At 62.5% G+C, this 11,894-nt stretch carries 8 protein-coding genes and 1 pseudogene; 1 reads left to right on the top strand and 8 read right to left on the bottom strand.

The genetic code is table 11. From position 1 onward, the window contains the following. The 4 genes from AC3WLT_RS35945 to AC3WLT_RS35930 all read right to left on the bottom strand — a co-directional run. A partial coding sequence (locus AC3WLT_RS35945; protein ID WP_492596323.1) for a porin occupies positions 1-272 on the bottom strand: 272 nt, incomplete at its 3' end. Positions 273-603: 331 nt separating this feature from the next. Then, entirely contained in the window at positions 604-1,605 is a 1,002-nt protein-coding gene (locus AC3WLT_RS35940; RefSeq protein WP_492596322.1) for an alpha/beta hydrolase, read from the bottom strand. 207 nt (positions 1,606-1,812) lie between these two features. Then, the gene (locus AC3WLT_RS35935) at positions 1,813-4,410 is read right to left on the bottom strand and encodes a 2-oxoglutarate dehydrogenase E1 component (RefSeq protein WP_492596321.1); all 2,598 of its coding nucleotides are present in this window, start codon (positions 4,408-4,410) and stop codon (positions 1,813-1,815) included. A 244-nt stretch (positions 4,411-4,654) separates the two neighbouring features. Beyond that, positions 4,655-6,301, bottom strand: a complete 1,647-nt coding sequence (locus AC3WLT_RS35930; RefSeq protein WP_492596320.1) for a methyl-accepting chemotaxis protein — start codon at positions 6,299-6,301, stop codon at positions 4,655-4,657. Positions 6,302-6,948: 647 nt separating this feature from the next. On the opposite strand from AC3WLT_RS35930, the gene AC3WLT_RS35925 reads away from it, so the two are divergent. Continuing rightward, positions 6,949-7,404: a hypothetical protein gene (locus tag AC3WLT_RS35925; protein WP_492596319.1), complete on the top strand. Its 456-nt coding sequence runs from the start codon at positions 6,949-6,951 to the stop codon at positions 7,402-7,404. 20 nt (positions 7,405-7,424) lie between these two features. On the opposite strand, the pseudogene AC3WLT_RS35920 reads toward AC3WLT_RS35925, so the two are convergent. From AC3WLT_RS35920 to AC3WLT_RS35905, 4 genes and pseudogenes are all read right to left on the bottom strand, one after another. Continuing rightward, positions 7,425-7,544 (bottom strand): annotated as a pseudogene (locus AC3WLT_RS35920) (IS110 family RNA-guided transposase); the annotation flags it as partial. Positions 7,545-7,600: 56 nt separating this feature from the next. Further along, positions 7,601-10,447: a molybdopterin-dependent oxidoreductase gene (locus AC3WLT_RS35915; RefSeq protein WP_492596318.1), complete on the bottom strand. Its 2,847-nt coding sequence runs from the start codon at positions 10,445-10,447 to the stop codon at positions 7,601-7,603. Between the two features lie 13 nt (positions 10,448-10,460). After that, positions 10,461-11,732 carry an NAD(P)/FAD-dependent oxidoreductase gene (locus AC3WLT_RS35910; protein ID WP_492596317.1) on the bottom strand — a complete coding sequence of 424 codons (1,272 nt, stop codon included), beginning with the start codon at positions 11,730-11,732 and terminating at the stop codon, positions 10,461-10,463. Then, positions 11,729-11,894, bottom strand: a 166-nt coding sequence (locus tag AC3WLT_RS35905; protein WP_492596324.1) for a nitrite reductase (NAD(P)H) small subunit, incomplete at its 5' end; no start/stop codon positions are given. The genes AC3WLT_RS35910 and AC3WLT_RS35905, both read right to left, overlap by 4 nt.

Here is an 11,894-nt window from a genome sequence, read left to right as displayed (position 1 = left end):
TGACCAAGCTTGCCGTTGGTCGAATTAAAACCGTTCTCCAACTGGAAGATTGTTTTCAGGCCACCACCGAGGTCTTCTGAGCCTTTCAGGCCCCAACGGCTGCCGGACTCATTGCCCGAAGTCATGCTGAAGGACTTGCTGCCGCCGTCGTTGGAAACGTACGTCAGGCCCGTATCGACGATACCGTACAGCGTGACGCTGTTTTGTGCATGGGCAGCGCCGGTTACGCCAAGCATTGCCAGCGAAAGAGTTGCCAGTGTGGTCTTCTTCATCTGCGTCCTTAAGTTTGTGTTGATGAACCTGCGGAGCGCAGAATAACTGCCGGTGAAACGCGATCCAAAATAGTGTTGGGTAAACACGACCAAAAATTAGGAATGGAAACTTTCCGTATCTTTCTCGCGGACAATAAAAAAAGGCCATGCAACATCGCATAGCCAAGGTCTGGACTGCGTGGATTACAACAGATGCAAAGAATATCCAGACGACCGCAAATCTAATGTCCGAATTTCGGAAAGTAAATAGCCGAAATGGGTAATTCCATTTCCAAAACTTGCTGCGTCAAAAAATACGCTCTGTCGTACCCGGCCAGACCTCACTGCAGACTCAACCGGGATCCCGGCCCAACGCCGCGACTACTTGGTGGATCGCAGCGGGATCGAGAACGATGCCCGTATGGCCGACTTTGGGCACGATGCTCACAGGGATGTCAGGCCGAACCCCGTGAACCAGGGGCGCAAATTTATCCGCATAGAAAAACTCGTCATCGGCCCCTACCAGCAATTCCGTGGGTCCAGCGATGTGGCGCAGATCGTCAAGATAATGCGTATCCTGCGTGAAATTCTCGCTCAACCGGTACGAATAGAGTGGCGTCATCATGTTCCCTGGCGCAGCCGGCACAGCGAAGGCGAGGACCGGTAGCGCCTCGAAACCATGAACACCAAACCGATCCAGGATGGTCAGCCCCACGTAGCGCGCCTTGAACGGTTTAGCAAAGCCTCCAACGCCAGGCCGCACCGTCGTCGCATCACGTGCCAACATCGGCGACAACAGCACATACCGTCCGAATAGCGCGCCATCCGGCCCACCTGCAAAGCGCAATGCCAGCCCACCGCCGGCCGAATGCCCCAGCAGCGACAGGCTGGCGCTGGGCTGGGCCTGGTGCACGAAGCGCGCCAAGTCCGCCACATCGTCTTGAAGCTGGCCGTTGTAGGCGATGTCGCCGTGGACCCCTGAGGCACCGTGGCCGCGCAGGTCTGGAACATAGACCGTGAATCCCGAAGCCTGAACCGCCTTGGCCAGCGCGTGAAGCATAAAGCTGCTGCCGGCCGCTCCGTGCAGCATCACCACAGCTCTGTTGCCGTGACCTGGATAAACGCGATAAGCAAGCGCGGCCCCATCACGCGCCCGAAACGATTGGAGCGGTGGCAGATCGTGGAAATCGACCTTCTTGAACGGCGTGTCAGCGTCAGCCAGAGGCTGTGGCAAAGAGGAGGTTCCAAAAGCAATGATTCCGGCCAGAGCGACGGCGGCCAGAAGAGCAGTGGCACCGACGAGGGTGAGGAGTTTTGTCGCGATTCGGGATGGCGTCACGCTGGAAGCTTTCAAGGAATGGTTGAGAGTGATGTGGTAATGCCAACGAGCCGGTGCAACTCCGCGCAGGCGCTAAAAAAGAACCGCAGCTTTCCGAACCTCCCCTGTCGGACAAGGTTCAAAGAATTGATGAAGAGCTGCGCGCCGGTGGCGAGTTTACGTCCAATCGCCACCATGCGCATAACACGACTCAATCCTGAGCCAAACTCTTCGTGACTGCTTTCAGCAAGCCTTGCAACACAACGCCGCCGCCACCAGACGACATTGTTCATGTCGATGCGCTCTGATCGACGAATGCGCACCCGATGCGGTAGAGGCTCGGCATACAGCGCGCAAGCGGCAGCCCGGCGGCAGCACCTGTTCGAGCTCCTCGCGCACGAAACGCCACGCGCCCTGGTTCCTGTCCTCCTCCTGCGCCCACACCACTTCGGTCAGGTTCTCGAACGCGCCAAGCTCAGCCGCCAGCGCATCATGCGGAAACGGATACAGTTGTTCGATGCGAACCAGTGCTGTCGACGCATCTCGCGATTCGTCGCGTTTGCGCTGCAGTTCATAAAAGAACTTGCCGCTACAGAGAACGACCCGGGTAACGGCACGCCGATCTGCGATGCCCGGATCCGACTGGACTGGCTCGAATGAACCGTCGATGAACGCCTCCAGCGGCGAATGCGAGGCAGGGTTGCCGTAAAGCTGCGACTTCGGCGACATGACGACGAGCGGCTTGGGTCGAGCCGCCATCGCCTGCTCGCGCAACAGGTGGAACCATTGCGCCGACGTGGACGGAACGACGACGCGCAGGTTATCGTCGGCGCACAGCTGAAGGAAGCGTCCCAGGTAACCGTTCGAATGCTCCGGGCCCACGCCTTCGTGACCATGCGGCAACAGGACAGTCAACGCGGACTGATAGCCCCACTTGTATTCGCCAGACGCAATGTACTGGTCGATGAAGACTTGTGCCCCGTTCACGAAATCGCCGAACTGCGCCTCCCAGATCGTCAGCCGCTTCTTCGTCTGCACGCTGTACCCATATTCGAAGCCAAGTGCGGCTTCTTCCGTAAGCGGTGAATTGACGATATCGAACACGCCCTGATGCGCGGCGATATGTCTGAGCGGGATATGAACGCCGCCGACGGCAGGGTGATCCTGTGCGTGCCAGACCGCATGCCGGTGCATGAACGTGCCGCGCCCCACGTCCATGCCCGAAAGGCGAATACTGCGCCCCTCTTCCAGCAGAGACGCGTAAGCGATGTTTTCGGCAAAGCACCAGTCCGCGGCATGGCTTGGGCTGGCGGCCGTCGCCTGCCACCTTGCGATGAGGTTGGCGACGAATTCATGCAGACGGAAGCCGTCCGGCACGCGGGTCGCCGCTGCCGTCAACGATCGGATTCGCTCTGGCGATATCGAATGGAGCGGTGTCGTTGCTGCGTTCTCAGGCGTCCCTGGCGCGCGAACAGGCGCATTCGCATCGACCGGTTGCGCCTGCAACGTCCGCAGCGCGTTGGCACGCAGATCAGCGAGTGGCTCAGCGGCACCGATTGCTGCGTGATAGCGCTCCGTTACCGTGGGGTGGACCGCGACGGCTATCTGCACCAGCGGCTGCGTGATGGCCGGAATGTCGTGCTCCGAGTGTCCGAGGCGCCGGTAACCAATCAGGTCGATGACAACGTCGGCTTCGTGTTTCATCCGGTAGTCGAACGCGATCCGGGCGGCGCGAATGACATCGTCCGGGTGGTCGGCATTGACGTGAATGACGGGCGCATCGATCATGCGCGCGATGTCTGTGCAATACGTGTTCTCGCACACATCCATGAGATTGGGCGTCGTGAAGCCAATCTGATTGTTGACGATGACATGAATGGTGCCGCCCAGCGTGTAGCCGCTTTTGCGAGTCAGGTTCAGCGTCTCCATGACGATGCCCTGGCCGGCGAATGCGGCGTCGCCGTGAACGACGATCGGTACACAAGCCGCATCGGGGTGTTCATCCTGCCATCCGCGCGCCATGCCGCTGACGACCGGGTACACGCTCTGCAGATGCGACGGGTTATGTGCCAGCCACAGCGCGACTTCGCCATGCTGGGTCTGCTTGCGCGCCGTGCTGCCCAGGTGGTAGGGCAGATCGGTCTGCACCGCGGCAATGTCGGATTCGTGGTCCAGGCAGGCCAACATCTTCGCGACGGGGAAGTCCATCACATTGACGAGCACGTTGAGACGTCCGCGGTGAGGCATGCCCAGAAAGATCTGCTGCACACCGCCGATGGCCGCGCTGTCGATCAACGCGTCCAGCAGCGGCACGAGGCTGTCGCAGCCTTCCAGAGAAAAGCGCTTTGCATGTTCGTGGCGAGAAACCACAAGGCGTTCCCACATTTCCGCTGCCAGCAGGCGACCCAGTACCGCGTCGCGCTGTTGCGGCGTCGGCGCGGGACATACGAGCTCGGACTCCATGCGGTTGAAGAGCCATCGTCGGCGCGACTCGCTGCGCATACCGCTGCAGTCGAGTCCGAGCGCGCCACAGTAGACGCGTTTGAGTTGCTGCTCCAGCTCCGCCACGGTGAACGCGAAGGGAAATCCCGCCTGATCAGTTGGGCGCATCTGGGCCGCATCGAGCCCATAGAATTGCGGCGAGAGTTCGGGCATAGCGACGCGCGGTGCGAGCGCGAGCGGATCGAGACGCGCGATCCGGTAGCCGTCGTGGCGATGCGCGTCGACGAAGCGGGTGATCTGCAACGAGGAGACTGTCGGCGTATCGACGGGAGTCTGCTGCGTGGAGATGCCGGAAGAATGCTGCGGGACGGCGACAGGCTCGGAATAATCGTTGGACATGTTGTTTAGGCGTATCGACAGAAACCGTTAATCGGATCTCGCTGTCCACTCCCCGATAGCCCCTCGCCAGGCAGCGCCAGGCTGATGCAGCAGGACGGGTGCCGTCGAGCAGGCGGCGAGTTGGCCCGGAACGCGAGTTGCGCACACTTGCAGTCGCGTTCCCTTGCTTCTTTCATCGAGCCGCTTTGCCCAAGCGGCTCGTGTCTCCGTCCTTTATGCCCAGGTGCTTCAGCGACAGCCGCTTTCATCTGCCGAGCAGTAGCGGCGGCCGCGTCACGTCGATCATGTGACGCGGGTCGCTCGCGCGTACCGCGGGGGATTGCAAACGCAGATCGCGAGACACCGCCTCGTCCAGGGTGAACTCAGCGACCATGTCGGTGAGCTCGGCAGCCTGGCCGCGCAAGGCCTGCGCTGCCGCGGCGCTTTCTTCGACCAGTGCCGCGTTTTCCTGTGTCACCTGGTCCATCTGTGTGACTGCACGGCTGATCTGCTCGATGCCGTCGCTCTGTTCCCGACTGGACGAACTCATCTCGCCGACGATTGCCGTTACCTGCGAGATGCTGCTCACGACTTCGCGAATGATCTGCCCGGCTTCTTCGACGATCTTGCTGCCGTTGCCGACGTGGCCGACCGAGTCGTCGATGAGCGCCTTGATTTCTTTCGCAGCCACCGCACTGCGCTGGGCGAGGCTGCGTACTTCTGCCGCCACCACGGCGAAACCTCGGCCGTGTTCGCCGGCGCGCGCGGCCTCCACAGCGGCATTCAGCGCGAGGATGTTGGTCTGGAACGCAATGCCCTCGATGACGCCGATGATGTCGACGATCTTGCGCGACGAGTCGTTGATCGCGCTCATTGTGTCCACCACACGGTTGACGGCCTCCCCGCCCTTTGCCGCAATGACGGACGCGTTCGATGCAACCCGGTTTGCCTCGAGCGCGTTGTCCGCGTTCTGTCTGACTGTGGACGTGAGCTGCTCCATGGCGGCCGCCGTTTGCTCGAGGGCGCTTGCCTGCTGCTCCGTACGGCTGGACAGATCCATGTTTCCGCTTGCGACTTCGCGTGACGCATGGGTGATCGTTTCGGTCCCCTTGCGTACCCGGACTACGATGCCATGCAGGTTCCCGATCATGTGCCTCAGTGCGTCCAGCAGCCTGCCGACCTCGTCTTTCGAGTCGACGTCAAGACGATGAGTCAGGTCGCCTTGTGCCACTGCTTCGGCGAGGCTCACTGCACGGTTGATCGGCCGTGTGATGCCGCGCGTGATGAAGAAGGCTGTTGCCACCGCAGTCAATATCGCGCCGATGGACAGCAGAACCATCTGGGTCTTGGCGTTGTTCCCTTCGTCGGCGGCTCGCACGACGTCCCTTTGCATCTGGGCCGCCTGGTAGTCGACCATCTTGTCGACCAGTACGTAATACTCGTCCTGCTGACGCGCAAGGCCGCCGAGATAGAGCTCGCGAGCTTCCTGCTGCCGGTTCTCCTTCACGAGGTCGAAGAACTTGCGGACACTGCTGCCGTAAGTGGTGCGCGCCTGGAACTGCTCCTTGAAGAGCGCCTTGCTGTCGTCGCTCTTCAGCAGATTTTCGAGCCTAGCGTACGCGTCGGCATTGGTTTTTCTGATGACGGCATAGTCGTCCATGTATTTCTTCGCCTGCTCCTCGGAGCTGGCCAGCAACAGGTTGCTCAGAATGCCATTGGCCTTGTAGCCGTTGTTCTTGATCTGGTTGCTCAAGGCGATCAGCGAGTAGCGCTCACTGACGATGCTGTCCATCTTTGCGTTGCTGGAGTCGAGGTGCTCGATGCCGACGACCGCCGTCCCTATCAACAGCGCCACGACGAGGCCGAACGCTGAACTGAGACGAGCCCCGATTTTCAGGTTTGCAATCCACATTTGTTCGTAACTCCTATATCGACAGTGCTTCAGCACGCTAATGCGACGCCCCAACGGGATTTCAGCGATCGGGCCAATACCCGTCCCGAGGCGAAAGCGAATCGCGGCACGTTGCAATACGCCCACTGCGAGGCGGCTGACGCTTCGGCAACGGATGCGCAGCCTGAGCGGCGCAAAGGGGCTGGATGCGGCAAGCTTCGAGCCCCTTGAACCGGGTTGCCATTCGCTTTCCCGTTCCGGCTGGGAGGGTCTCGAACGGGTTAACGGCAATTTGTCTAATGAATTAAGGGTTCACCCTCGCACTGAATATCGGAGCGCAGATCGAACCAGAGGAGCGGTAAGGGTTGCGCGGCTGCTCGCTGGTCGGCCTCGCTACTCGGCCTCGCTTGTCGGCCTCGCTGGTCGGCGGCCGTAAGCTTCAGAAAGGAAACAATCCGCAGCCGGAGCGAAGCGCCCGGGGTGGGACGACAGAACGTTGGCGATTTGACTCAGACGCCGGGCGTGGCGGGTTCGTCATGAGGGGCTTGGCGACCTCGTTTTGTCACACGCGGTAACGAATTTCCCCTGCGCGGCCCCCGGACATGCACGCCCCGTCGCGGTCTAAATCTTTAGCGGAGTCGTTCCGCCGCGTTAAATGAGGTCTTATCGTGCAGCACATGATTTTGCCCCCTTTGACAGGGGTGTTTGCAGCCGCGGTGCTGGGCGGCTGTGCCGCGACGCCTTACGACACATCGATGTATTCCTGTGATCAGGAATACATAGTGACCCATCCTGCGGGCGCCGAATATTACTGCGGTCCCGGCTATGGGTATCCCTTGTACGAAGGAGGCTTTCTCGGCTTTGTCGATATCGACCGCTTTCACCATCACCACCATGACCATGACTTCGATTTTCATCACGGCCATGATAATGATCGTGACTTTCATCACGGCGGCGCCATGGCAGGCGGCATGGCAGGCGGCAGGCACGGCGAAGGGCACGGCGGCGGGCACGGCGAAGCGCGCGCCGAAGGCCACGGCGGCGGGCACGGCTCAAGTGGTTTCGGCAGTGACTTTCAGCCGTCGAGCGCGAGCGGATCGCGCGGGGGTGGTCCGCACAAGTAACCGGAATCACGCAACGGACACGCACGCAGGTTGGTGAGCAGCTTGATCGCATCGAGCCGGCCGGTCTTCGCGCGTCGCTGGTGGCGTTCGACCGGAATGCTCGCGGCATCGATCACATAACATTCGATGCCGCGAGCCTGCCGCGGGCTTCTCGCACCGTCCGGGCGGATATCGACGCCGCGGCCTGGCATCCGATTCAGGCGGTGCTCAACCGTTCCAGCTCGGTGTCGACCAGCAGCTTCTTCAGTTCCGGCACGCAGGACCCGCAGTTACCGCCGGCCTTCAGGCACGCGGTGATCTCCGCCGCAGTCTTTAGCCCTTGCTCACGGATCGCCGTGCAGATCGTATTGCGTCCGACACCGAAACACGAGCAGACCGTGGGCCCCGTATCGACGCCCTTGCCAATCGGCTGTCCAAACAGCAGGCCGGCACGATCCTCCTCGTCGAGCCCGTCCTTCCCGAACAGGCTCGCGAGCCACGTACGCGACGGCAACGGCGACTCGGGGCGCGCCGATACGAAGATGCAACTCTCGATACGCTCGTCGACCAGATGCACGGCGCGATAGATGCCCAACGTCCGATCCTCGTACTCGAGCCAGTCGGCGTGCGGATCGTCAATACCTAACAGCGCTTGCGCCCAGCCGCTGTGATCGTCGAGCGGCTTGCGCCCCGCGAGTTCGTAGCGCACGAACTGCGCGCCGTGGACGCGCGTCCAGTAGGTCACGTCGTCCAGCACCGGAGCGTGACGGCTCAACGAGAAACCGTGCCAGGCGACGTCAAACCTGTCGACGCGAACCGGCGTATGTTTGAACTCGGGCTCCCCGGAGACCGGATCGACCTCGGGATTCACCACTGCGCCGACGCGCGCATCGGACGCAACCTGATCGTTCCAGTGGATCGGCACGAACACGCTGCCACGCGACATGCCGCCGCCATGCTGCACACGTGCGACCATCGTGCCCCAACGGCTCGACACGCGCGCGAGTTCACCTTCACGCACACCGCACGACAGCGCGTCCTGCGGATGCAAATCGACGAATGCTTCCGTCACGTGGCCGGCGAGCTTCTCCGACTTGCCCGTGCGGGTCATCGTGTGCCATTGGTCGCGCACCCGGCCGGTATTCAGCGTTAGCGGATACTCGCCGTCCGGTGCGTGGATCGGTGCGCGCGGGGGTGTCGCGACGAAACGCGCCTTGCCGTCCGCGTGGGCGTAGCGGCGATCACCGAAAAGACGCGCTGTACCGCGCTGCGCCGCGCCGTTCGCCGCCAGCACCGGCCACTGGATCGGCTGCAGCGCATCGTAACGCTCGCGGCCGAGCGCGACGAGCCCGCCCAGATTGAACACACGCGGCACATCACCTTCAATGTGCGCGTTGCTAGTTTTCGCGTAGCTGTCAGTGCTCTCGCTACCGTTGCCCGCCTCGTTGCCGGCCTCGTTGCCGGCCTCGTTACGATAAGCGCTCAGCCGCGCATGCTCGTCGAAGATCTCGTGCGGATCCGAAAAATCGAAGCCCGCATACCCCATCCGCTGTGCGACGTCGCAGATGATCCGCCAGTCGGCGCGCGCTTCGCCCGGTGCCTGCAGGAACGCCCGCTGGCGCGAGATCCTGCGCTCGGAGTTGGTGACGGTGCCGTCTTTCTCGCCCCAGCCGAGCGCCGGCAGCATGACGTGGGCAAACGCATTGGTGTCGGTGTGCTCGACAATGTCGGAGCTGACGACGAGCTCGCAGCGCGCGAGAGCGCGCTTCGCCTGATCGCCGTCGGGCAAGCTCACCACAGGGTTCGTGCCCATGATCCAGACGGCCTTGATCCGGCCTGTCTCGATCGCCCTGAACAGCTCGACCGCCTTGAGTCCCGGCCGCTCCGCGATGGCGGGCGCCCCCCAGAAAGTCTGCACGAGTTCGCGATGCTGCGGATTGTCGAGCTCCAGATGTGCCGCCAGCATGTTCGCGAGGCCGCCCACTTCACGCCCGCCCATCGCGTTCGGCTGTCCGGTAAACGAGAACGGGCCCATCCCCGGCTTGCCGATGCGACCTGTCAGCAGATGGCAATTGATGATGCTGTTGACTTTGTCAGTGCCGGAGGTTGACTGATTCACGCCTTGAGAATAGACCGTCACCACCCGCTCGGTCCGCGCAAAGAGCCGATAGAACTCGAGCAGATCGTGTGGGTCGACCTTGCAGGCCTTCGCGCATTGCGCGAGGTCAAAGCCGTTCGCCGCGTCGGTTGAGGCGGCATCGAGCGCCTGCGCGTAGCCGGTCGTATGCGCATCGACGAAGCCTGCATCCGTCGTGTCGTGTTCAGCGAGAAAACTGAGCAGGCCGTTGAACAGCCGGACGTCGGAGCCCGCCTTCAGCGGCAGGTGCAGGTCGGCCATCTCGCAGGTCGCGGTGTAGCGCGGGTCGATCACGACGACCTTCATATCGGGTCGCGTTTCCTTGATTCTGACGATCCGCTGGAACAGGATCGGATGGCACCACGCGGTGTTCGATCCGACCAGCACGACCAGGTCCGCCAGTTCGAGGTCTTCGTAGCACACCGGCACCAGGTCTTCGCCGAACGCACGCTTGTGCCCCGCGACCGACGACGACATGCACAGGCGCGAATTGGTGTCGATGTTCGCGCTGCCGACATAGCCCTTCATCAGCTTGTTGGCGACGTAGTAGTCCTCCGTCAGCAGTTGTCCCGAGACGTAGAGCGCGACGGCATCCGGGCCGTGCTGATCGATGATCCGGCGAAAGCCGCCGGCGACCGTGTCGAGCGCATCGCTCCACGACACGTCGCGCAACTCCCCGCTGCCCGGCTCGCGCAGCTTCGGATGCAGCAGGCGTCCATCGAGCCCGACCGTTTCACCGAGCGCCGAGCCCTTCACGCACAGGCGGCCGGCGTTTGCCGGATGGCGTTCGTCGCCGGCAATGTCGGGCTGGCCGTCCGGGCGTGGCGTCGCCAGCACGCCGCAGCCGACGCCGCAATAGGGACAGGTGGTTCGGACCGCGTCACGGCTACCGTCAGGCGTATTGGAAATGACGATGGGAAAACTCACGTTCGATTCCGGTTCAGGCGGGCTGCGCCTCGCACAGGGCTTTGCCGAACAGCAGTTGGTCGCGCAGCGGAGAAATGTCGGTCCGGTTCTGGATCAGTTCGAAGTACCACGCTCCGTCCTTGACGTCGCCGTAGAGGACTGCGCCGATCACCCGGCTATCTTCGATCACGAGGCGCTTGTAGACGCCTCGTCGCGGATCGCGCAGCACCAGGTCTTCACTGTCCGGGCCGCCGGTGAAGTCGCCGGCAGAATAAAGGTCGACGCCGGTGACTTTCAGCTTGGTCGCCGTCGCGCGCTGCACGTAACGACGGTGGCCCGCACCGGCCAGGTGCGCGCCGCAGACACGCGCCTGATCCCAGATCGGCGCGACGAGGCCAAAGGTCGCCGTCCGGTGCTGCACGCATTCGCCGACGGCGTAGACACGCGGATCGTAGGTCTGCAACGTGTCATCGACAACGATCGCTCGCTCACAGTGCAAGCCAGCCTGCTTCGCGAGCTTGATGTTCGGGCGCACCCCGGCCGTCATGACAACCAGGTCGGCGGGAATCTCCGTGCCGTCGTCAAAACGCACTGCGCTGACACGCTCCGGCCCGACGATTTCGGCGGTGCGGGCCTTCAGCAGGAAACGCAGGCCCTTGCGCTCCAGCGTCTGCAGCAGCAGGGCCGATGCGCTCCTGTCGAGCTGACGGTCCATCAGGCTGTCGGTGTCGTGCACGACCGTGACCGACATGCCCTGGCGCATGAGCCCGTTCGCCGCCTCCAGCCCGAGGAGACCGCCGCCGATGATCACCGCGTGACGGTGGCTGCGCGCTGCGGCGAGCATCGTTTCGACGTCCTGGATGTCGCGAAACGCGATCACCCCCGGCAGCTGGTGACCCGGCACCGGAATCAGGAATGGCGTGGAGCCGGTCGCGATCAGCAGCCGGTCGTAGCCCACCTCGATGCCGCTTTGCGAGCGCACGATGCGGCGCCTGCGGTCAATCACGGCCACCGGGTCGCCCGCATGCAGCCGGATACCGTTATCCGCATACCAGTCACGCGTGTTGAGGATGATATCGTCGACACTCTTCTCGCCCGCGAGCACCGGCGACAGCAGGATGCGGTTGTAGTTGCCGTACGGCTCGGCACCGAATACGGTGATGTCGTAGAGGTCCGGTGCGAGCTTGAGCAGTTCCTCGACAGTGCGCATGCCGGCCATGCCGTTGCCGACGACAATGAGACGTGGTCGGGAAGGCGCGGTGAACGATGCGCCTCCTGAGGTCTGCACGGCATATTCGTGTCTCATGCCGCGACCCACACCTTGCCGCTCTCGACGCGCACCGGGTAGGCGTTGACGGAATTCTCGGGCGCCTCGAGGCACTCGCCGGTGTGCAGATCGAAATGATGCTTGTAGATCGGCGAGGCCACCACGATGCGCTCACCAAGACTGCCGATCAGCCCGCGCGAG

It is taken from the genome of Paraburkholderia sp. FW306-2-2C-D06C (genome assembly GCF_058781505.1).
The sequence above is the reverse complement of the archived record's forward strand: the minus strand, read 5'-3'. Positions and strand labels throughout refer to the sequence as shown.